The organism is Pseudomonas sp. NPDC079367 (assembly GCF_044542195.1).
GTDB lineage: Bacteria > Pseudomonadota > Gammaproteobacteria > Pseudomonadales > Pseudomonadaceae > Aquipseudomonas.
Genome location: NZ_JBITTW010000025.1, coordinates 38,340 through 60,818 on the forward strand (window position 1 = coordinate 38,340; position 22,479 = coordinate 60,818).

Annotated in this window: 20 protein-coding genes; 10 read left to right on the forward strand and 10 right to left on the reverse strand. The window is 55.1% G+C overall.

Annotated features, from left to right (window positions below):
- Window positions 1–8: 8 nt before the first annotated feature.
- Window positions 9–2,006, reverse strand: coding sequence for a tetratricopeptide repeat protein (locus ACIGDJ_RS18720; RefSeq protein ID WP_101157917.1), 1,998 nt, complete (start codon window positions 2,004–2,006; stop codon window positions 9–11).
- A gap of 462 nt (window positions 2,007–2,468) precedes the next feature.
- On the opposite strand from ACIGDJ_RS18720, the gene ACIGDJ_RS18725 reads away from it, so the two are divergent.
- From ACIGDJ_RS18725 to fdxA, 9 genes are all read left to right on the forward strand, one after another.
- Window positions 2,469–4,142 carry a sugar phosphate nucleotidyltransferase gene (locus ACIGDJ_RS18725; RefSeq protein ID WP_397479839.1) on the forward strand — a complete coding sequence of 558 codons (1,674 nt, stop codon included), beginning with the start codon at window positions 2,469–2,471 and terminating at the stop codon, window positions 4,140–4,142.
- Window positions 4,139–4,543: a GtrA family protein gene (locus tag ACIGDJ_RS18730; protein WP_256589735.1), complete on the forward strand. Its 405-nt coding sequence runs from the start codon at window positions 4,139–4,141 to the stop codon at window positions 4,541–4,543. The genes ACIGDJ_RS18725 and ACIGDJ_RS18730 overlap by 4 nt, the downstream gene beginning before the upstream one ends.
- Window positions 4,540–5,238, forward strand: a complete 699-nt coding sequence (locus tag ACIGDJ_RS18735) for a glycosyltransferase family 2 protein (protein ID WP_101157912.1) — start codon at window positions 4,540–4,542, stop codon at window positions 5,236–5,238. The genes ACIGDJ_RS18730 and ACIGDJ_RS18735 overlap by 4 nt, the downstream gene beginning before the upstream one ends.
- Window positions 5,235–5,840, forward strand: coding sequence for a phosphatidylinositol-specific phospholipase C/glycerophosphodiester phosphodiesterase family protein (locus ACIGDJ_RS18740; protein ID WP_101157910.1), 606 nt, complete (start codon window positions 5,235–5,237; stop codon window positions 5,838–5,840). Before ACIGDJ_RS18735 ends, ACIGDJ_RS18740 begins: the two co-directional genes overlap by 4 nt.
- Window positions 5,813–7,891: a hypothetical protein gene (locus ACIGDJ_RS18745; RefSeq protein ID WP_397479840.1), complete on the forward strand. Its 2,079-nt coding sequence runs from the start codon at window positions 5,813–5,815 to the stop codon at window positions 7,889–7,891. Before ACIGDJ_RS18740 ends, ACIGDJ_RS18745 begins: the two co-directional genes overlap by 28 nt.
- Complete coding sequence (locus ACIGDJ_RS18750) at window positions 7,891–8,649, forward strand: HAD family hydrolase (RefSeq protein WP_218239543.1); 759 nt, start codon at window positions 7,891–7,893, stop codon at window positions 8,647–8,649. The genes ACIGDJ_RS18745 and ACIGDJ_RS18750 overlap by 1 nt, the downstream gene beginning before the upstream one ends.
- Window positions 8,636–9,646, forward strand: coding sequence for a class II aldolase/adducin family protein (locus ACIGDJ_RS18755; protein WP_101157907.1), 1,011 nt, complete (start codon window positions 8,636–8,638; stop codon window positions 9,644–9,646). Before ACIGDJ_RS18750 ends, ACIGDJ_RS18755 begins: the two co-directional genes overlap by 14 nt.
- A 237-nt stretch (window positions 9,647–9,883) precedes the next feature.
- Complete coding sequence (mutS, locus tag ACIGDJ_RS18760) at window positions 9,884–12,466, forward strand: DNA mismatch repair protein MutS (protein WP_397479841.1); 2,583 nt, start codon at window positions 9,884–9,886, stop codon at window positions 12,464–12,466.
- A gap of 163 nt (window positions 12,467–12,629) precedes the next feature.
- Complete coding sequence (fdxA, locus tag ACIGDJ_RS18765; RefSeq protein ID WP_101157903.1) at window positions 12,630–12,953, forward strand: ferredoxin FdxA; 324 nt, start codon at window positions 12,630–12,632, stop codon at window positions 12,951–12,953.
- A 530-nt stretch (window positions 12,954–13,483) separates the two neighbouring features.
- Here fdxA and rpoS read toward each other — a convergent pair.
- The 8 genes from rpoS to ACIGDJ_RS18805 all read right to left on the reverse strand — a co-directional run bounded on the left by rpoS (window position 13,484) and on the right by ACIGDJ_RS18805 (window position 20,726).
- Window positions 13,484–14,491 (reverse strand): RNA polymerase sigma factor RpoS, encoded by a 1,008-nt coding sequence (rpoS, locus tag ACIGDJ_RS18770; RefSeq protein ID WP_016771451.1) that lies wholly within the window; start codon window positions 14,489–14,491, stop codon window positions 13,484–13,486.
- A gap of 106 nt (window positions 14,492–14,597) precedes the next feature.
- Window positions 14,598–15,467: a peptidoglycan DD-metalloendopeptidase family protein gene (locus ACIGDJ_RS18775; RefSeq protein ID WP_312995653.1), complete on the reverse strand. Its 870-nt coding sequence runs from the start codon at window positions 15,465–15,467 to the stop codon at window positions 14,598–14,600.
- A 211-nt stretch (window positions 15,468–15,678) separates the two neighbouring features.
- Window positions 15,679–16,314 carry a protein-L-isoaspartate(D-aspartate) O-methyltransferase gene (locus tag ACIGDJ_RS18780; RefSeq protein WP_160768345.1) on the reverse strand — a complete coding sequence of 212 codons (636 nt, stop codon included), beginning with the start codon at window positions 16,312–16,314 and terminating at the stop codon, window positions 15,679–15,681.
- Between the two features lie 38 nt (window positions 16,315–16,352).
- Window positions 16,353–17,102, reverse strand: coding sequence for a 5'/3'-nucleotidase SurE (gene surE / locus ACIGDJ_RS18785; RefSeq protein WP_024011837.1), 750 nt, complete (start codon window positions 17,100–17,102; stop codon window positions 16,353–16,355).
- On the reverse strand, window positions 17,090–18,148 hold the full coding sequence (gene truD, locus ACIGDJ_RS18790; RefSeq protein ID WP_312995650.1) for a tRNA pseudouridine(13) synthase TruD: 1,059 nt from the start codon (window positions 18,146–18,148) through the stop codon (window positions 17,090–17,092). Before truD ends, surE begins: the two co-directional genes overlap by 13 nt.
- Window positions 18,145–18,618 carry a 2-C-methyl-D-erythritol 2,4-cyclodiphosphate synthase gene (gene ispF / locus ACIGDJ_RS18795; RefSeq protein ID WP_101157895.1) on the reverse strand — a complete coding sequence of 158 codons (474 nt, stop codon included), beginning with the start codon at window positions 18,616–18,618 and terminating at the stop codon, window positions 18,145–18,147. Before ispF ends, truD begins: the two co-directional genes overlap by 4 nt.
- A 53-nt stretch (window positions 18,619–18,671) precedes the next feature.
- On the reverse strand, window positions 18,672–19,517 hold the full coding sequence (fghA, locus tag ACIGDJ_RS18800) for an S-formylglutathione hydrolase (RefSeq protein ID WP_101157893.1): 846 nt from the start codon (window positions 19,515–19,517) through the stop codon (window positions 18,672–18,674).
- A gap of 96 nt (window positions 19,518–19,613) precedes the next feature.
- A complete protein-coding gene (locus ACIGDJ_RS18805; protein ID WP_101157891.1) occupies window positions 19,614–20,726 on the reverse strand; it encodes an S-(hydroxymethyl)glutathione dehydrogenase/class III alcohol dehydrogenase in 1,113 nt (370 codons plus the stop codon).
- Between the two features lie 115 nt (window positions 20,727–20,841).
- Between ACIGDJ_RS18805 and ACIGDJ_RS18810 the strand changes: the two genes are divergently transcribed.
- Window positions 20,842–21,738, forward strand: coding sequence for a LysR substrate-binding domain-containing protein (locus ACIGDJ_RS18810; RefSeq protein WP_397480229.1), 897 nt, complete (start codon window positions 20,842–20,844; stop codon window positions 21,736–21,738).
- Between the two features lie 87 nt (window positions 21,739–21,825).
- On the opposite strand, the gene ispD is transcribed toward ACIGDJ_RS18810, so the two are convergent.
- Window positions 21,826–22,479, reverse strand: a 654-nt coding sequence (ispD, locus tag ACIGDJ_RS18815; RefSeq protein ID WP_397504586.1) for a 2-C-methyl-D-erythritol 4-phosphate cytidylyltransferase, incomplete at its 5' end; no start/stop codon positions are given.

The window sequence follows — 22,479 nt, forward strand, 5'->3', positions numbered from 1 at the left end:
CAACACGGCTATTTTGCCCTCGGTTTCAGGCGTTCAAGAGCGTTTACCGCATCTTGACTGCCGTTTAGCGCAGCCTTCTGATACCAGACGCTGGCTTCGACCTTGTTTTCAACAACCCCGATCCCGGTATCATAGGCCCGCGCCAGCCAATACTGAGCTTCAGCGTTATCGGTAGCAGCTGCTTTCATATACCAGTTCACTCCTTCGCCAGGATTCTTGGCGACACCTTGCCCTTCACTGTACATTCGCCCCAGAACAAGTTGAGCCGAAACATCACCATCGACGGCCCGCCTCAATATATTTCCGATACTTTCAGGCATGTACTTGGTGCCCATCAGAACAATCGAGGGCTGAGATTGATTGCTACTCTGGTATGCGACATCGACAGGTTGCTCAAAGACAATCCGAATTCGCTTGAAGGATTCAATATATTGACCCGATAACTGGGTAAACAAAAGCAGCCCCCCAGTACTTGGAAGAACCCGGCGAGCGTGCAGCTCATGCACTTGCCCCTGCATATCCTCCACCAGTGCTCGGCCACGTATGTCACTATCGGAATCGGAGGCAGGCTTAATAAACAAAGCGATCGACACCAGGTTTCGGCTCTGAACAGACGCAGATATCGGCACCTCCAAGAGGTAACCCTCATCGCTCTTTTTAATTTGTTTTAATACGTAATTTTGCTCTGCCAAAGGCGTTAACCGCTCACAGTTTCTCCCGTACAGCCATGGAAAAGGATCAATAGGAACGCACAAGGGCGTGACACCTTGGTCAATAGCTCCCGAAAACTCCTTCCAATAGGAGTTTCCAAGACCCGGAGCAACCCACTGACGACTGATCTTGGTACCATAGGAAGCCCAGCCAGTGCCAATAAACCAAAGAGAGAAAATCACCAGGGCGGCCAGGCGCCCGAAGCGAAACCTGGCAGCAGCCGACGCCAAAATGGCTGCACAGGCAGCGACAACAAATACAAACCCAATGTAAGCAGTCAGTATATATCTGGAAATTCTGAAATCTGTCACTACTGGCTGAAAGGAATCGGTCCAGACGAGACTAAACGCCAAACAATTTAAAAGCGCCGTGAACGCTACCAAGCCGACCCCAACCAACAATAGAGGACGGGCATTAATTACCTTTGCAAATGCCAATCCGAGGATGGCCAACACCAGGGAACCGACCACTGCAAATGTGCCAAAACCAGCCTGAAAGTCAGGACCCAGTAAAAAACGTCCAAACAAGGTCACCGTATAAACGAGTGCCAGGTAGCCTTTGTAGAACAAAGAACTATCACTGTGTTGCAGCGGCGTCCACCCGGTATTCGCACTTACGACCATCCGTGCGACCTGCACCAGGCAAAACAGTACAGAAACGACAGCAATTGCCCTTATACGTCCCGGCCTCAAGAGTGCTGCGAAGACCAATACTGGGAGAATCGTCATTACCGCTGGTTTCGAGACGAATAGAAAGGGTACTAACCAGGCCCATAGCGGTAGGTCATTTTTTCGATCGCTCAATGCAAGAGCGATTACAGCGCCAATGAAGAAAACCGAAAAATAAGTAAAATTGATAAACGTACGGCTTTCAAAGTCAGCAACCATCAAGACAGCTATAACAACCAGCAATCGTAACCCGTCGCTTTCGATAACAGCTCGAAACCGCTCGATCAAAAAAGAGCAGATTAACAGAGAGATAAGTGCAACAGACATCCAGCTATAGTAATACGGCACGGAGACTGCCGGAATTGAAAACAACGCACCTATATAAGCGACAATACGTTGCGGTAAAGGTACGTACCCCGCGTCCACAGCGAAAAAATTCTGATAAAGCGATGGAGCGTTCGCATTATCAAAATAATTAGGCCCCATTTCCGCCCACATTGCACCACCCAACAACCAACCAGGTTGCAGGGCCAGTAAATAGACCACATGAAATAAAACTGCTGCCCAAAATAATATAGCGCCTCTCCCGAGGAAGTTATTTCTATTTGGGGATTCTACGGATTGCATAAAAAATTCCCTGGTTGAAAATCAGACAAAACTTCCGAAAAAATCAGAGCAGCCTATTCGCTGAGGACATCACCGTCCACCGCCCCCCTTTTCTGGGGCAGCAGATCAAGGCGCTCATCCCCCCTGCGATGCGCGGGATGATACCTGCCAACCCTGCTTGTGGCTAACACAAGTCGAAGCAATTTGCTGAAGCAAACCAGGAGTAATCGGGCTCTGGCTTTGCATTAATGGATGCCAAAATCTGATCTACGGCAAATGAATTGCTCCTGTCACCGGATTTCCACAACCACGAGTCGAAGCCGGACCTCAGTTCATCGCTAGCTCGTCCCGCGTCTGAAACGGGCAGATTTGGCCACTCACAGGCCTTCTAAAGCGCCGTTCCAAGACGTATAATCGCGACACTTCAAAGCGTGCTGCCCCCTAGTAGCTTTCGATATCAACCAAGTACATGGCGAGGACATCTTGCAAATAATCATTCCAATGTCAGGCTTTGGTGAACGGTTCCGCCGTGCCGGTTATACCGTTCCAAAACCGCTAATTGAAATAGACGGCAAGCCTATCATTGCACATGTTCTAGATATGTTCCCTGGTGAGCAGGACGTCATTTTTATTTGCAATCAGGATCATCTTGATAACTCCGACTACCGTATGGAGTCGCTCCTGAAGAATCTTTGCCCGACGGGTAAAATCATCGGCATACCTGCGCATAAACTCGGGCCTGTCTATGCTGTTCGCCAAATTGAGCACTTGATCAAACTCGACAGCCCGGTCGTGGTTAACTATTGTGACTTTACCTGTTACTGGGATTGGCCGCATTTTAAGAGCTTTGTAAAAACCACAGGCTGCGCCGGTGCAATACCTGCCTACAAAGGATTCCACCCCCACTCGCTGGGCAGCACTAATTATGCCTATATTCGAGAAACTTTAGGCGCTGTACAGGACATTCAGGAAAAACAGCCTTACACCAATAATCGAATGGATGAGTATGCTTCCAGTGGTACCTATTACTTCGACTCAGGCAGGACGATGATCGATGCGTTCCGGCAAACCATGGACCAGCAACTCAACGTCAATGGAGAATATTATGTCAGTCTGGCCTACAAGCCGTTACTGGCCGACAGCCGTTCTGTAATGGTTTATCCGCTCCAGCACTTCATGCAGTGGGGCACACCCGATGACGTCAGAGAGTATAACGGCTGGTCTACAGCATTCAGAAAGATGAACCAGCTGTCCGCCCCTCTCTCTGCCCCACCCGCCGGCGCGCTGATCATTCCAATGGCCGGTATGGGTCAACGTTTTGCCAACGAAGGTTATGCGCTGACTAAACCCCTGATACCTGTTTCAGGCAAAACCATGGTCAATCAGGCAACCGACGATTTGCCTAAAGCCAAACATCATGCATTCGTCATTCGCCAAGACATGCCGGGATATGCCGAAACCGCGGAGCAACTTGAAGGTCTGTATCCTGGCACGGTAATCAAGACAATTCCGAACGTTACACAGGGGCAGGCCTGCACAGCGTTACTCGGTCTTGATGCACTTGAGAGCGCCATTGGGCATATTGACGGTCCTATTACTTTCGGCGCCTGTGATAACGGTGCTCTTTATGATGAACAGGCGCTTCGAACCCTGATCGACAATCCTGAAGTGGACGTAATTGTCTGGGGCGTGAGAGGCCATGCAAATGCGATCCGTCAGCCACAAATGTACGGCTGGATCGACTCGGAGAATGGCCGCATTCTTCGTGTTTCGGTGAAGACACCACTGGCGTCTCCAGAAACAGACCCGATCATCCTCGGAACATTCACTTTCCGACGTGCAGAAGACTTCCGTTTGGCAATCTCTAATTTGATTCAGAGAGATGGTCGTATCAACGGCGAGTTTTATATTGACTCTGTTATCAATGACGCAATTGAAACAGGCCTGCGTTGCGAGCTGTTTGAGGTAGATAGCTTTCTATCGTGGGGCACCCCGAACGATCTGCGCACGTTTGAATATTGGCAATCCTGCTTTCACAAATGGCCAAGCCACCCTTATCGATTGCAGAACGACGCACGAATTCCACCGCAAGCCGTTGTAGAGCTGGAATCGCGTTACCAAGCGATACTACCCGAACTCCCTGGCTCAAACGTATGATCCTCCGCGAGCTTAAGGTTTTTTTAATCGTTGGAATCTTGACCGTTCTCATCGATTTCCTGACCTACCGCGCCATTATCTGGACCGCGCGACTGGATATCGACATGGCCAAAGCAGCTGGTTTTCTGGCAGGTACCTTATTCGCCTACGTTGCAAACAGGAGATGGACGTTTGATCAAAGGGAACATGCGCCCGGGAGCGCATGGCGCTTTATACCGCTTTACGCGATCACTTTGGGCGCCAACGTCTGGGTAAACTCGATGTGCCTGAGTCTGCTCCACTCCTTGCCCGGTTCAATCCAGATGTCGTTTCTGGTCGCCACGGCAATGTCCGCCGCGCTCAACTTTCTGGGAATGAAGCTCTATGTGTTCAAAGCGCACACTACTAAGGAGAGGTCATGAAGTTCTCGCTCGTCATTCCCTGCTATAACGAGTCGGCCAGTTTGCCGTTATTGCTTGAACGCTGCAAAGGCCTGGTTGCGCAAAAGGGCGTAGAGGTCATTTTGGTCGATAACGGATCGACCGATAGCACACCGCAAGTACTGGAAAGCCTGCTACCTGCTTACCCAGGTTGCAGAAGCGTGCGAGTCGACGTTAATCATGGATATGGCCACGGTATTCTCTGTGGTTTGCGTGCGGCCGAAGGCGACGTTCTCGGATGGACGCACGCAGATCTACAAACCGATCCAATGGACGCACTGCGTGGGCTAGCTATCTTTGATCAGTATGGACCGGAAATTTTCGTCAAGGGTCGTCGCTTTGGTCGCCCCTTAGCGGACGTCGCGTTCACGTTTGGCATGAGCGTCTTCGAAACCATTCTGCTGGGTAAACCCATGTGGGATATCAACGCTCAACCCACCATGTTTTCGAGAGACTTCTTTGCGCGTTGGGAGTCAGCTCCTGCAGATTTTGCACTGGATTTATATGCCTACCATCTGGCACAGGCCGAAGGACTGAAAATTCATCGATTTGCGGTTCGCTTTGGTGAGCGCCACCATGGTGTATCCCACTGGAACGTCAACTGGGCTGCTAAAAGAAAGTTTATCCGCAGAACTATCGATTTCAGCTTGCAACTTAAAAAGAGTCTAAGGAAATGAAGCTCATCTCGCATCGGCGTAACACTCGCCAAGAACTCAATGCCACTGATGGAAAATACGGTATTGAAGTCGACATCCGCAGCTTCGGAAATGAGCTGGTCATCCACCACGACCCCTATACAAAGGGTGAGTCGTTCGAGGAGTGGGTTAATGACTATCGTCACGGTACGCTGATTCTGAACGTGAAGGAAGAAGGACTGGAGGCGCGCCTGATTGCGCTGATGAAAGAAAAGGCAATTGAGGATTACTTCTTTCTGGATCAGTCATTTCCGTTCCTGATCAAGTGGTCCAAAGCGGGTGAACGCCGATGTGCTGTGCGTGTATCAGAGTTTGAGTCCATTGAAACAGCTTTGACACTTGCCGGAAAAATCGAATGGGTATGGGTCGACTGTTTTTCCCGCTTTCCGCTCAGTAATGAAGACGCCACGCGCTTGCAGAATGCTGGCTTTAAGCTGTGCCTGGTATCTCCAGAATTGCAAGGCCGGGATGCAGAGTCGGAAATCCCGTTACTGATAAACATGCTGAGTGAACGGAACATTGTTGCGGAAGCTGTCTGCACCAAAAGACCTGATTTGTGGGAAAAATTGGCGACGAAGGCATGAAATCAAAGCTATTTATCCACCCGCTCTTCCTGATCGGTCTGGCACTGCGCATTCTGCTCATACTGTGTATCGCTCCCGCGTCAATGACAAATTGGTATGTGCCCTTTCTGGATACCAGCGTTAGTACATTGACAATTGACCCGTGGGCTACGTGGCTTGAACAAGGTGGCGATATCGCTGCGTTTCCCTATGGTTACGTTATGTGGACAGCCTTCACGCCTTTGATAGCGCTATGCAAGCTCCTTTCAATACCGCTTTCTGTGGGTTATGGCCTGACTTTGTTTGGCACCGACCTGCTATTATTGATCGTTTTGCAAAAACTGATCCCAAATCGCGATCGCTTGCTGCTGGCAGTCTATTGGTTGTCGCCCATAGTGATAGTGGGCAGCTATGTACTGGGCTTTAACGACTTGATTCCAGTGCTTCTTCTTGCTGGCTCACTCTACTTTATCAAACGTGCCCGATTGGTTATCGCGGGACTGATATTTGTCTGTGCGGTATCTGCGAAACTCAGTATGGTGCTGGCCCTGCCTTTTTTCCTCGTTTACTTGCAACACAACCGACCACTACGTCAGTTTTTACCGCGTTTTCTAATCGCCCTTGCGGTGGGTGCCTTTGTCACGATATTGCCATTCCTTCTGTTCAGTTCCGGTTTGAGCATGCTTTACAACAACCCGGAAATTCAAAAGGTCTACAAGCTAACTATCAGCATCAACGAAAATAACCTCCTGTACATCGTACCGCTTGCATACTTATTGATGATTTATGCAACATGGAGAATTAAACGGCCTAACTTTGAACTCTTTCACTCAACACTAGGCGTCGTTTTTTTACTTGTGGTGCTCATGACACCTGCGTCACCTGGCTGGTTTATCTGGGTCATTCCTTCTCTGGTAGCTTACCAGGCAGCCAGTGATCGGATTGCTATTGTGATTACCGGAGTTTTTTCGCTGCTCTACGTCGCAAGCTCGGCGCTGATCATCTCTGATCTCGGTGTAGCCGCTCAGCAAGCGACCTGGTTACCGCAAGTCGTCAGCCAGTGGTTGCTAAACGGCAAGTTGTCTTCTCTGATTCATACAGCCATGGTTGCGACGGGCATTATTCTGACCCTTCGTATATGGCGTGAATCTGTCAGTCGCAACGATTATTTCAGACTGAGTCGAAAGCCTTTCGTCATTGGTGTGGCTGGAGATTCCGGGGCAGGCAAAGATACCTTTTCAGACGCCATCAAAGGTCTGTTCGGGGGCCACTCGGTAGCGACGCTATCTGGCGACGACTACCATCTATGGGATCGTCAGAAACCAATGTGGCAAGTGATGACCCACTTGAACCCGATGGCCAACGACCTCGAAGGTTTCGCCAATGATCTGGTATCACTGACGGACTCAAAACCCATCCACTCTCGTCACTATGACCACCATACGGGTCGCATGAGCCGTCCCTTCGTCATCAACAGCAATGACTTCATCATTGCAAGTGGTTTGCACGCTCTGTACTTACCGATCTTGCGCGAATGCTACAACTTGAGTGTTTACTTGGATATCGATGAGGATTTGAGGCGCCATTTCAAGCTTCAACGTGATGTACACCAGCGCGGACATACGGAAGAAAAGGTGCTCTCGTCTTTCGCTCGCAGAGAACCCGATTCCGCGCGTTTTATACGCCCTCAGGCGGCACATGCAGATCTCGTATTGTCCTTGCAACCGATACACCCGCGTATTCTCGATGGGGCAGACATAGAACGTCTTCTGCACTTCAAGATTGTGGCCCGTTCGTGCAATGGCTTGAACGAGATGTCCCTGGTCCGGGTGCTGGTCGGGGTTTGTGGGCTGCATGTCGATATGTCGACCAATGACGATGCGACTCAAGTAGAGCTGACTATCGAAGGCGAAACCTCTGCTCAGGATATTGAGATGGCAGCGAGGATGATCTGTCCAAGGATCTTCGAGTTTCTGGATCTGACGCCCCAATGGCAGGATGGCGTAATGGGGCTGATGCAATTGATCACCCTCTCTCACATCAATCAAGCACTCACGAAACGGTTTATATAGTGAAAATTTTTACACCTGAGCGGTTTGACCGGCTTCCCGACGCTATTTTGTTCGACACCGACAACACTCTTTATCCCTATGATCCTGCACATGCGGCTGCCCAGCAGGCGATTCGGGATAAAGTCGTCAACACTTTCTCTATCAAACCGGAAGTTTTCGACGCCGCTTTCAAGGAGGCTCGTCAACAGGTGAAGACCCGGCTCAAACACACGGCTTCATCTCATAGTCGCCTGTTGTACCTTCAACGTATGCTGGAAATCATGGGACTGGGCTCACAAGTCCTTCTGGCGCTCGATTTTGAACAGACGTATTGGCGCACCTTTCTCAGCAATGCGGTTCTATTCGACGAGGTCAAAGACCTTCTTGACGACCTGAGACTGATGGGAATACCCACTGCGATCGTCACAGATCTGACGGCCCAGATTCAGTTTCGCAAGGTAGTCTACTTCGGGCTTGATCATTATTTTGATTACATCGTGACCAGCGAAGAGGCAGGTTACGACAAGCCTCATCCGGCACCATTCGAGATTGCCCTGGAGAAAATGCGTCCAAAAGGCAATTGCATCTGGATGATTGGCGACAACCCAATCAACGACATCCGAGGTGGCCGCGAGCAGATCAACGCGGTCACATTGCAAAAGATTCATACCGGGACCCCAATGGGTACTGGCGAGAACTCTCCGGACGCCGCATTCACTGATTTCAAAGAGCTACGTCGCCTGATCTCAAAATTGAGGGACAAACATGAACATGCATGAGTCCGTGCGAAAATTCTGTGCAACGATCGGTGAGAATCCGCTACTGGTTCAAGGCGCTGGAGGAAACGTCTCTTGGAAAGAAGACGCTACTTTATGGATTAAAGCGTCGGGCACCTGGTTGGCTGAGGCGATGACAGACGAAATTTTCGTTCAGGTTGAGCTCAAGAACCTCACCCAAGAACTGCAAAACAAAAACTATAGCATCACGCCTCAAGTGATCGAGCCAGGTTCATTGAAGCCTTCGATTGAAACTTTGCTTCACGCACTAATGCCACACCCGGTAGTCGTTCACCTGCACGCAGTGGAAGTGCTTGCTCATTTAGTGCGTGAAACATTCGAGCTTTCAGCCTATCCAGATCTCGACACCACATTGAATGCAAGGGTAGTGAACTATTTAAAACCAGGGGTCGATCTCGCGAAAGGCGTTGCTGATCAACTTGAAAACTCGGATCAAACTCGTGTCATTTTTTTAAAGAGTCACGGCGTCATCCTCGGGGGCGAGAGCATAGAGGAAATAGATAACCTCTTGAACTATCTGACGAAATTCTTCAGGACTCAACCAGCACACTTTGCCCCCTTGGAGGTACCCTTGCCTATAAGCCTAGTGTGCGGCGCAACATACAATCCTGTGTCGGACATCAGACTTCATGAGCTTTCATTAAACCCGGAGCACATCACTCGTATCAAAGAGAGCTGGGCTCTCTATCCTGACCATGTGGTGTTCATGGGCGCCCAAGCCCATATATTTGAGAGCCGTGAGGACGCTGAACGCCAGCTATCGGCATACGAAGAGCTCCCCGACGTTATTTTCATTAAAGGCGCAGGAACCTTTACAAGTGAAAAAATAAGCAAGGCAAAGAGTGCTCAACTTACTTGCTATTACGACGTCATAAAAAGACAGCCCACTGATACAGTGCTCTCAACACTGAGAGAGTCCGAAATTGCCGAACTTCTCAATTGGGATGCCGAGAAGCTCAGAATTCAACTCTCAAAATAGTCACAATCGCGGAAGCGCTGGATGGTCAGTCCTTTCGCACGCGCTTCTGCTCGAGCCTCACCCTCCATGGTAACCTTGCACTAATTGGCAAAACTATGGGCGAGAGTTTCATCTCCCGGACAGTGAATAGATCGGCCTGCGTCCGCACCACCAAGCCGCATAGGCTCCGCGATCAGATCGCTTATCTAGACGCTCTCTTTTCGCCCCACACTTTTAAAGAAAAGCGCTAAGCCATTGATGAATAAAGCAACTTCCGACCTGTCCTCCCACACCCCAATGATGCAGCAATACTGGCGCCTGAAGAATCAGCACCCAGATCAGTTGATGTTCTACCGCATGGGCGATTTCTACGAGATCTTCTACGAAGATGCGAAGAAAGCCGCCAAATTGCTGGACATCACCCTGACCGCGCGCGGGCAGTCGGCGGGTCAGGCGATTCCGATGTGTGGGATTCCTTACCACGCCGCGGAAGGTTATCTGGCGAAACTGGTCAAGCTCGGCGAGTCGGTGGTGATCTGTGAACAGGTCGGTGACCCGGCCACCAGCAAAGGCCCGGTCGAACGCCAGGTCGTGCGTATCATCACCCCGGGAACGGTCAGTGATGAGGCGCTGCTCGATGAGCGTCGCGATAATTTGATCGCAGCCGTATTGGGCGACGAGCGTCTGTTTGGTCTGGCGGTGCTGGACATCACCAGCGGCAATTTCACCGTGCTCGAAATCAAAGGCTGGGAAAACCTGCTGGCCGAGCTGGAGCGGGTGAATCCGGTAGAGTTACTGATCCCGGATGACTGGCCAAAAGACCTGCCAGCGGAAAAACGCCGTGGCGTACGTCGGCGTGCGCCGTGGGATTTCGAGCGTGATTCGGCGCTGAAAAGTCTCTGCCAGCAGTTTTCCACTCAAGACCTGAAAGGCTTCGGCTGCGAGAACCTGACCCTGGCCATCGGCGCTGCCGGCTGCCTGTTGGCCTACGCCAAGGAAACCCAGCGCACCGCCCTGCCCCACTTGCGTAGCCTGCGTCACGAACGCCTCGATGACACCGTGGTGCTGGACGGTGCCAGCCGGCGCAATCTGGAACTCGACACCAACCTGGCCGGCGGCCGCGACAACACCCTGCAATCGGTCGTTGATCGCTGCCAGACCGCCATGGGCAGCCGTTTGCTCACTCGTTGGCTGAACCGGCCACTGCGCGATCTCTCCGTACTGCTGGCCCGCCAAACCTCGATCCGTTGCCTGCTCGACGGTTACCGCTTCGAAAAGCTGCAACCGCAGCTCAAGGAAATCGGTGACATCGAGCGGATCCTGGCGCGGATCGGCCTGCGCAACGCGCGGCCGCGTGACCTTGCGCGTCTGCGCGATGCACTCGGCGCACTGCCTGAACTGCAAGTGGCGATGACCGATCTGGAAGCGCCGCACTTGCAGCATCTGGCGGCTACCACCAGCACTTACCCGGAACTGGCGGCGCTGCTGGCAAAAGCCATTATCGATAACCCGCCTGCGGTGATCCGTGACGGCGGCGTGCTGAAAACCGGTTACGACAGCGAGCTTGATGAACTGCAATCACTGAGCGAAAACGCCGGACAGTTCCTCATCGATCTGGAAGCCCGCGAAAAGGCCCGCACCGGCCTGGCCAATCTGAAAGTCGGCTACAACCGCATCCACGGCTACTTCATCGAATTGCCGAGCAAGCAGGCTGAGTCGGCGCCGGCGGACTACATCCGCCGGCAGACACTGAAGGGCGCCGAGCGATTTATCACGCCGGAGTTGAAAGAGTTCGAAGATAAAGCGCTGTCGGCCAAGAGCCGCGCGCTGGCTCGGGAAAAAATGCTTTACGAGGCGCTGCTCGAGGACTTGATCAGCCAATTGCCGCCGTTGCAGGACACCGCCGGCGCGCTGGCTGAGCTCGATGTGCTGAGCAACCTCGCCGAGCGTGCGCTGAATCTTGACCTCAACTGCCCGCGTTTCGTCAGCGAGCCGTGCATGCGCATCACCCAGGGTCGTCACCCGGTGGTCGAGCAAGTGCTGACCACACCGTTCGTAGCCAACGATCTGAGCCTGGACGACAACACGCGCATGCTGGTCATTACCGGCCCGAACATGGGCGGTAAGTCCACCTACATGCGGCAAACAGCTCTGATTGTGCTCCTGGCGCATATCGGCAGCTTTGTACCGGCCGCCAGTTGCGAGCTGTCGCTGGTGGATCGGATTTTCACCCGCATCGGTTCCAGCGATGACCTCGCTGGTGGTCGTTCGACTTTCATGGTCGAGATGAGTGAGACCGCCAATATCCTGCATAACGCTACCGAGCGCAGTCTGGTGCTGATGGACGAAGTCGGACGTGGCACCAGCACTTTCGACGGTCTGTCGCTGGCGTGGGCGGCGGCTGAGCGTCTGGCCCATCTGCGCGCCTACACCCTGTTCGCCACCCATTATTTTGAACTGACCGTGCTGCCCGAAGCCGAACCTCTTGTCGCTAACGTGCACCTCAACGCTACCGAGCACAACGAACGCATCGTGTTCCTGCACCACGTTTTGCCCGGGCCTGCCAGTCAGAGCTATGGCCTGGCGGTGGCGCAACTGGCGGGCGTGCCGAGCGAAGTGATCCTGCGCGCGCGCGAGCATCTGAGCCGCCTGGAAGACACTGCCCTGCCCCACGAAGCCCCGAAACCGGCGACCAAGGGGAAACCGTCGACACCCCAGCAAAGCGATATGTTTGCCTCGCTGCCGCATCCTGTACTGGACGAATTGGCGAAAGTGGATCTGGACGACATGACGCCACGGCGTGCGCTCGAAATGCTCTACGCACTGAAGAACCGGATATAAGCACTGAAGAAGCGGATATAACGCAAATCGCTTCAAGCTGTTAGAATCTCGCGCGGTTCGGGATGCTGCTGGCTCATAGCCTGGTCAGCAGGTATCGCTCCCGAACCTGGCGACCCCAACCGTGAAGGGGCAACGCTGCCGCCGCCTGAGGAGAAAATTAGAAATGACCTTCGTCGTCACCGACAACTGCATCAAGTGCAAGTACACCGACTGCGTAGAAGTCTGTCCGGTGGACTGCTTTTACGAAGGCCCGAACTTCCTGGTGATTCACCCGGACGAGTGCATCGACTGCGCGCTGTGTGAACCAGAATGCCCGGCTGTGGCGATCTTCTCGGAAGACGAGATCCCAAGTGGCATGGAAAACTTCATCGAGCTCAACGCCGAGCTGGCAGATATCTGGCCGAACATCACCGAGCGCAAGGATCCTCTTCCGGATTCCGCCGAGTGGGATGGCAAGCCGAACAAGATCGAACAACTCGAACGCTGATCGCTCGCGCTCGATTGAAAAGGCCCTTGCGGGCCTTTTTGCTTTTGCAGCTATCACTTTTCTGCAGGCGAAAAAAGGGGCGGTATGACCCGCCCACATTTTTTCCCTATTCCCTGTGATCCTTTTCATCGTCCTGATGAATCGCTTCCTGCGATGTCCATTCCCCTCCTCCGTGAAGGGCGTGTCTGTCCGTCGACACACTTGAGATATTAGCGATTTTGCGCTGAGGAGCAATTGGCCCTCGGTGCGCTTGCGACCTGTCATAAAGGCATAACAATGAAAAAATATGATTAAAAATCAGAAGCTTAGCGGTTGTAGCAGATGGCGATCGCCGTCTACCGAAGTGTAAAAATAACGAACACTTACGGCACAGTAAGCGAAGGCTTACAGCGCGAGACGACAAACACAGAAATTGCCGACCGCTTGTCTGGTGCCCTACCTGCCAGACCGAGTGCACGAGGAAGGTTGTCAACAAAAAGCCCCGACTGAACAAATCAGCCGGGGCTTTTTGCGGGCGGTCAAAAAAGCACTTATTGAAACAGCGACTCGCTCGACAGGCCATTCTTCTCGAGGATCTCGCGCAAACGCTTGAGGCCCTCAACCTGGATCTGCCGAACCCGCTCACGGGTCAGACCGATCTCCAGGCCTACGTCTTCCAGGGTGCTGCTCTCGTGGCCGCGCAGGCCGAAGCGGCGAATCACCACCTCACGCTGCTTGTCGGTCAGCTCCGACAGCCATTGATCGATGCTCTGAGACAGGTCGTCATCCTGCAGCAGTTCGCAAGGATCGGTGGGGCGATCGTCAGTGAGCGTGTCCAGCAGGGTTTTATCCGAATCCGGACCCAGCGAGACGTCGACCGAAGATACCCGTTCATTCAGGCCGAGCATACGCTTGACCTCGCCTACCGGTTTTTCCAGCAGGTTGGCGATTTCTTCGGGTGAAGGCTCGTGATCGAGTTTTTGCGTCAGCTCCCGTGCAGCCCGCAGGTACACGTTGAGTTCCTTGACCACATGAATCGGCAACCGAATGGTCCGGGTCTGATTCATGATCGCGCGCTCAATGGTCTGACGGATCCACCAGGTCGCATAGGTAGAGAACCGGAAGCCGCGCTCGGGATCGAACTTTTCCACCGCGCGGATCAGGCCGAGGTTGCCCTCTTCGATGAGATCCAGCAGCGACAGCCCACGATTGACGTAACGCCGAGCGATCTTGACCACCAGCCGCAGGTTACTTTCGATCATGCGCTTGCGCCCGGCCGGGTCACCACTTTGCGACAAGCGCGCAAAATGAACTTCTTCTTCCGGAGAGAGCAGAGGGGAAAAGCCGATTTCGTTGAGATACAGCTGCGTGGCATCAAGTGCCCGAGTGTAGTCGATGTACTTATGTTGTTTGAGTGTGGCGGAGTGTCTGGATTTGGAACGAACGGAAGGTGGAGCAGCCCCTTCATCATTCAACATCGAATCCGAATCGATGCCGGTCTCCATAAGGAGAACCTCATCGTCGATGTCAAACTCCGGCACTTCTTTACTGAGAGCCATTGTTATAGTCCTTTGGTGAGTTCGACCCCAAGCTCAAGCGACGCCTTTATCCTTGGCAACGCTGGAGCCTGTCCCCTCTACGCGACGGAACAGGCTGGCCTTCAAATCAACGTCTTGGCAGGAACTGCAGCGGATCCACAGGTTTACCTTGGCGGCGAATCTCAAAATGCAGTTTCACCCGGTCTGTACCCGTTGACCCCATTTCGGCAATTGTCTGTCCGACCTTGACCTGCTGCCCCTCCCGAACCAACAGCCTGCGGTTATGTCCGTAAGCACTGACGTAGGTTTCGCTGTGTTTGATGATGACCAATTCGCCGTAGCCCCTTAAGCCACTCCCGGCGTATACGACCGTCCCATCAGACGCAGCTAAAACAGGCTGTCCCAAATCTCCGGCGATATCAATTCCTTTATTCAAACTACCGTTTGAAGAGAATTTTCCAATAAGAACGCCACTAGATGGCCACCCCCAGCCGGTCGGGGCCGGGCCTGCCGGAGGCAGTGGAGCGGGCGCAGGTTTGCTCGCGACGGACGGTACAACCCCTTTGGAACCGGTGGTTGTAGTGGTTGTGGTGCCATTCGCCTGGCGCCGGATTACCGTGGTTTTACTCGACGAAGATGGCGAAGAACTGGAGTTGCTCACCACCGCCGTCGGCGCTGAACCGCTACGGCCGTCGAAGCGAATTGTCTGACCCGGGTGGATCGTATACGGCGTAGGAATGTTGTTCCGCGCGGCGAGGGTTTTGTAGTCCCAGCCGTAACGAAAAGCGATCGAAAACAAAGTATCGCCAGGACGGACTACATACTGCCCGGTGGTGACGGTAGGACGTTGCGCCACCGCATTATTGCGATCAACGACGCGCACGCTGCTTGATTTGGTGCTGGAGCAACCGACCAGCAAGGTGCTCAAGACAAGGCCAGTCACCAGGCGCTGAAAGCTCGTGTTACCCATACGCTGCGCAATGACTGTGAGACTCACCCGCCGCTCCCTTTGTGGTGGCTGAAAATTCTGGATGCCGCGTTGCGGCATGAAACGTCGCAAGTATAACGGGCCGAACCGGCTTTACCTTCAATGATGCGAAATCACCGGACGCACACGTTTGCCAAGGGCAACTACGCTGCGTTTAAACCTTGGCTGCCGGTGTAAGACCGGCACCGTTGAAAGGAATTCAGCGTCTGTTTATAAATGCTCAGGCCAGTGGCCCATTGAGCAACGGCACGAAACGCACAGCGCCCAGAACGTGTCGGGAAAAGCCATGTTCTTCGCGCACGATCAGCATCAGTTGTTGCACTTCACCGGAGCCGACCGGAATCACCATGCGCCCACCGGGAGCCAGTTGATCGAGCAATGCCTGCGGCACGTCGGTGGCAACGGCGGTGACGATGATGCCGTTGTACGGCGCGAGCGCCGGCCAGCCTTCCCAGCCATCGCCCCAACGAAACACCACGTTACGCAGGTTCAACTCGACCAGTCGCTCTTTGGCGCGGTCCTGCAGCACCTTGATGCGCTCGACGGAAAACACCCGCTCAACCAGTTGCGACAACACCGCCGTCTGGTAACCAGAGCCGGTGCCGATTTCCAGCACCTTGTCCAGCGGGCCCGCCTCCAGCAGCAGCTCGCTCATGCGCGCCACCATGTAAGGCTGGGAAATGGTCTGGTTGTTGCCGATCGGCAGCGCGGTGTCTTCGTAAGCGCGATGGGCCAGTGCCTCGTCAACAAACAGGTGACGCGGGGTGCGGCGGATCACTTCCAGCACCTTGGCGTTCGACACGCCTTCTTCATACAGACGCTGGATCAGTCGCTCACGCGTGCGCTGTGATGTCATGCCAATGCCGCTGCGCAGGCGGTCGTCATGTTCACGCATCAGCTCAGCCCTCCCAGCCAGCCATCGAGACTTCTGAACGCATCGTTGAAGGTGCGATCGAGCTGCAATGGCGTGATGGACACATAGCCCTGCATGACGGCATGAAAATCAGTGCCCGGGCCGCCGTCTTCAGCGTCGCCGGCAGCGGCGATCCAGTAACCGGCCTTGCCGCGCGGATCGACCACTTTCATCGGTGCCGCCGCACGGGCGCGATGGCCGAGGCGGGTCAACTGAATGCCGCGGATGTGATCGATCGGCAAATTGGGAATGTTCACGTTGAGCACCGTGCGCGGTGGCAGATCGAGCCCGGCATGGGCCTCGACCAGTTTGCGCGCAAAGTAGGCCGCGGTCGGCAGGTTATCCACCTGGCGCGAGACCAAGGAAAACGCGAACGACGGACGCTCAAGAAAACGTCCTTCAAGCGCTGCCGCCACGGTCCCGGAATACAGGACGTCGTCACCGAGGTTGGCGCCCAGGTTGATGCCGGAAACCACCATGTCCGCCTCGCGCTCAAGCAAGCCGTTGAGGCCCAGGTGAATGCAGTCGGTCGGTGTGCCGTTGAGGCTGATGAAGCCGTTGGCCAGGTATTGCGGGTGCAACGGACGGTCGAGCGTCAGCGAACTGCTGGCGCCGCTTTTGTCCTGTTCCGGGGCGATAACCACGCATTCGGTGTAATCCGCCAGCGCAGCATAAAGCGCGGCGAGACCGGGTGCAGTTACCCCATCGTCGTTAGAAATCAGAATACGCATGGGCTGTCCGTCTGCCCCACCGGCACCAGATCAACAAGCTCGCGCACCAGTACAGTGGCAAAGCATCCGGCCGGGAGGACGAATTCCAGTTGCAGAATGTCAGGTTGGGGATAATGCCACGTCAACCCGCCAATGGGCAGCCGCAGGATGCGACGTTCATGGCTCATGCCGGCGTGGATCAACCAGTCGCGCAGATCCGCTTCACGGGCGGCGATCGCCTGCTCCAGTGCATGGACTGCGCCAGCTGCGGGCGAGTCACCTTCGCCCCACTGCGGACCGGTCGGGTGCAGGTCGAGAATCGCCAGACGCGGATCGCTGCATTCGGCCTCACCGGCGGGGAAAAAACTGCGGCTGTCAGTGAACGCCAGCAGATCGCCAACCAGTGCGGTGTTCCAGGTGCCATTGGCGACGCGCGCCGCCAGCACCTGATTGAATAGATAACTGCGCGCCGTCGACAGCAAGCGCGAACGCACATTGCGCTGTTCCGGCAAGGCCTTGCGCGCCGCCCACGCCCGCGCGTCGACGACATTGCCGCCGTCATGGCCGAAGCGCTGGGCGCCGAAATAATTGGGAATGCCTTGTTTGGCGATCAGTTGCAGCCGCTCTTCAAGCGCATCTTTATCGCCATTGAGTTGAGTCAGGCGCAGCGTGAAACCGTTGGCCGAGTGCGCACCGCGTTGCAGCTTGCGCTTGTGGCGCGTGATCTTGAGGATCTTCAGCGTGTCGTTTTCCGCTGCCGACAGATCCGGATCGGCCTTGCCCGGCAATTGCACGCTGAACCACTGTCGGGTCAGGGCCTGACGGTCTTTCAGGCCGGCGTAGCTGACGGTGCGCAACGGCACGCCCGCCGCTTTGGCAATCCGCCGCGCCGCTTCTTCGGTATTGAGGCCGCGCTTTTCCACCCAGATCCACAGATGTTCGCCGTCACCGCTGAACGGGATATCCAGCACTTCATCGACCTGAAAATCTTCGGCGATGGCTTTCAATACTGCTGTACCGAGCGGTTCGCCATAGGCCCGCGGGCCGAGCAATTGCAGTTCATTCATGCGCGCAGCAACAAGGCAACGGAGTGCACGGCGATGCCTTCTTCGCGACCGACAAAGCCAAGCTTTTCGGTGGTGGTAGCTTTGACGTTCACTTGATCCAACTCAACTTGAAGATCCGCCGCGATCAGCGCGCGCATCGATTCGATATGCGGCGCCATTTTCGGCGCCTGGGCAACGATGGTGTTGTCGACGTTGCCGACTTTCCAGCCGTTGGCGTGGATCAGACTGACCACATGACGCAGCAGCACGCGGCTGTCGGCGCCCTTGAATTGCGGATCGGTGTCCGGGAAATGTTTGCCGATATCACCCAGCGCCGCCGCGCCAAGCAAGGCGTCGCTCAAGGCGTGCAGCAGGACGTCACCGTCGGAATGAGCGAGCAGCCCGAAGCCGTGTGCAATCTGCACGCCGCCCAGAGTGATGAAGTCGCCTTCAGCGAAACGATGCACATCGTAGCCGTGGCCAATACGCATAAAAAAACGCCCCGATTTTTGTCAGGGCGTGATTCTACCTGCTTTGTCGGACATTAGGCGCCTAGAGCGCGTGCGTGATGCTGCAAGTGGTCGTCAATGAAGCTTGAGATGAAGAAATAGCTGTGGTCGTAGCCCGGTTGCAGGCGCAACTGCAGCGGATGATTCGCTTGTTTTGCCGCGTGTTGCAAGGCTTCGGGTTTAAGCTGGCTGGCGAGGAAGTCGTCGCGATCGCCCTGATCGACCAGCAACGGCAACTTCTCGGCAGCATCGGCGATCAGCACACAGGCGTCCCACTCCTTCCACTTGGAACGGTCTTCGCCCAAATAATGCGAGAAAGCTTTCTGGCCCCACGGGCAATCGATCGGATGGGTGATCGGCGAAAAGGCCGACACCGATTTATAACGCCCAGGGTTGCGCAACGCGCAGACGAGAGCGCCATGACCACCCATGGAGTGACCACTGATGCTGCGTTTTTCGGAAGCGGGAAAATGCGCTTCAACCAAAGCAGGCAATTCCTTCACGACATAGTCATGCATCCGATAGTGTCGCGCCCACGGCTCCTGCGTGGCGTTCAGATAAAACCCGGCACCGAGGCCGAAATCCCAGGCTTTGTCCGCATCATCCGGGACGTCCGGGCCGCGTGGGCTGGTGTCCGGAGCGACGATGATCAAACCGAGTTCCGCCGCCATGCGCAGCGCACCGGCCTTGTGCATGAAGTTCTCGTCGGTGCACGTCAGCCCCGACAACCAGTACAACACCGGCAGCTTGCCGCCCTGCTCTGCTTGGGGCGGCAGGTACACGGCAAAGACCATGTCGCAATCCAGCACTTCGGAACGATGGCGGTAGCGCTTGTGCCAGCCACCGAAACTTTTCTGACAGGAAATGTTTTCCAGATTCAAGGGATTCTCCCCAGCGGCAAGCGGCAAGCTTCCAGCTAGAAGAAAAGGCACGTTCGCCCTTACTTGCAGCTTGAAGCTTGAAACTTGGAGCTGCTGTTAGAAATGTATGACTGTGCGGATGCTCTTGCCTTCGTGCATCAGGTCGAAGGCCTTGTTGATATCTTCCAGGCCCATGGTGTGGGTGATGAAGGTATCCAGCGGGATTTCGCCGCTCTGGGCCATGTCGACGTAGCTTGGCAATTCGCTGCGGCCACGCACGCCGCCGAACGCCGAACCGCGCCAGACGCGACCGGTGACCAGTTGGAATGGGCGAGTGGCGATTTCCTGGCCGGCGCCGGCAACACCGATGATGACCGACTCGCCCCAGCCTTTGTGGCAGCACTCAAGCGCGGCGCGCATCAGTTGCACATTGCCGATGCACTCGAAGGAGAAGTCGACGCCGCCATCGGTCATGTCGACGATCACTTCCTGAATCGGACGATCGTAGTCTTTCGGGTTCACGCAATCGGTGGCGCCCAGCTGTTTGGCGATTTCGAATTTGGCCGGGTTGATGTCGATGGCGATGATCCGCGCAGCCTTGGCTTTCACCGCACCGATCACGGCCGACAAGCCAATCCCACCGAGACCGAAAATGGCCACGGTGTCACCCGGTTTGACCTTGGCAGTGTTGAGCACGGCGCCGATACCGGTGGTTACGCCGCAACCGAGCAGGCAAACCTTTTCCAGCGGAGCGTCTTTGGAGATCTTCGCTACGGAAATTTCCGGCAGCACGGTGTACTCCGAAAAAGTCGATGTGCCCATGTAGTGGAAGATGGTTTCGCCCTTGTAGGAAAAACGCGAAGTGCCATCCGGCATCAGGCCTTTGCCTTGAGTGGCTCGAATCGCCTGACAGAGGTTGGTCTTGCCCGACTTGCAGAACTTGCACTGGCCGCACTCCGGGGTGTACAGCGGAATGACATGATCGCCGACGGCAACCGAGGTCACGCCCTCGCCGATCGCTTCCACGACGGCGCCACCTTCATGCCCGAGGATCGACGGGAAGATGCCTTCCGGATCCGCGCCCGACAAGGTGTAGGCGTCCGTGTGGCAAACGCCGGAAGCAACGACGCGCAGCAACACTTCACCAGCCTTGGGCATGGCCACATCGACTTCTACGATTTCCAGCGGCTTCTTGGCCTCGAAGGCAACGGCGGCACGCGATTTGATCATGCTGACTCTCCAGTGAATCCAGTGAATAAAAAAGCAGACAGACAGTGTAGTTCAGCGCCAAGTGATTAATAATCCGGGCAAATGCAAAATATTATTGCTGTACAGGGATAATCCAATGTCCGAAAACCGTTGGGAAGGCATCGATGAATTTGTCGCGGTCGCCGAGTGCAGCCAATTCACCGCAGCGGCTGAACGCCTTGGGGTTTCTTCCTCGCACATCAGTCGACAAATCGTACGACTGGAGGAGCGCTTACAGACGCGCTTGCTCTATCGCAGTACTCGGCGGGTAACATTGACCGAAGCTGGGCAAACCTTCCTGCAACATTGCCAGCGTCTGCAGGACGGTCGCGAGGAAGCCTTGCGCGCGGTAGGCGATTTGGCCAGCGAACCGAAAGGCATGCTGCGCATGACGTGTGCCGTGGCGTATGGCGAGCGCTTCATCGTGCCGCTGGTGACGCGGTTCATGGGCCTTCATCCACAGTTACGCATTGATATCGAGCTGAGTAATCGTCAACTGGATCTGGTACATGAAGGGCTGGATCTGGCGATTCGCCTTGGCCGCTTACAGGATTCGCGATTGGTCGCCACCCGGCTCGCGCCCCGAAGGATGTATCTGTGCGCGTCGCCGTCCTACCTGGAAAGGTACGGGCGCCCACACAGCTTGTCGGAATTGAGTCGGCACAATTGCCTGATCGGCAGTTCGGATATCTGGCAACTGGAGCAGAACGGCCGCGAATTTTCCCAGCGCGTGCAGGGTAACTGGCGTTGCAACAGTGGACAGGCGGTGCTGGATGCGGCGCTGCAGGGGGTGGGTTTGTGTCAACTGCCGGATTATTACGTGCTTGAGCATTTGCACAGGGGCACGTTGATTTCTTTGCTGGAGGCGCATCAGCCACCGAACACGGCGGTGTGGGCGTTGTATCCGCAACAACGACATTTGTCGCCGAAGGTGCGCAAGTTGGTGGATTATTTGAAGGAGGGGTTGACTGAGCGCCCGGAATATCGGGATTGAAAAGTCAAAAGATCGCAGCCTTCGGCAGCTCTTACAGGAGATCGCATTCCCCTGCAGGAGCTGCCGAAGGCTGCGATCTTTTGGCCTTTAATGGCGGTTAGCCCAACGCTGGCGCAACCACTCCAGATCTTCCGGCCGGGTCACCTTAAGGTTGTCCGCCCGCCCTTCAATCAGACGCGGTGCCAGCCCCGCCCACTCCATTGCCGACGCTTCGTCAGTAATCACCGCATCAGCCACCAGACTGTCCGCCAACGCCCGATGCAACGCGCCGAGGCGAAACATCTGTGGGGTATAGGCCTGCCAGATAACGCTGCGATCCACCGTTTCAACCACACGACCGTTTTTATCGACGCGCTTGAGCGTATCCCGGGCGGGCACCGCCAACAGACCACCGACCGGGTCATCCGCCAGCTCGGTCAACAACTTGTCGAGATCATCGCGACTCAGATTCGGCCGCGCCGCATCGTGCACCAGCACCCAGTCCTCATCACCGGCACCCTGCGCATGCAAATGCAACAAGGCATTGAGCACCGAGCCTGAACGCTCGCCCCCGCCGTCCACCCGTTGAATGCGCGGATCGCTGACGCAAGCCAGGTTAGGCCAATAAGGATCGTCTACAGCAAGACTGACCACCAGCCCCTTGAGGCTCGGATGATCGAGGAAACAGCCGAGGCTGTGTTCGAGAATTGTGCGCCCGCCCAGTTGCAGGTATTGCTTGGGACGGTCCGCGGCCATTCGGGC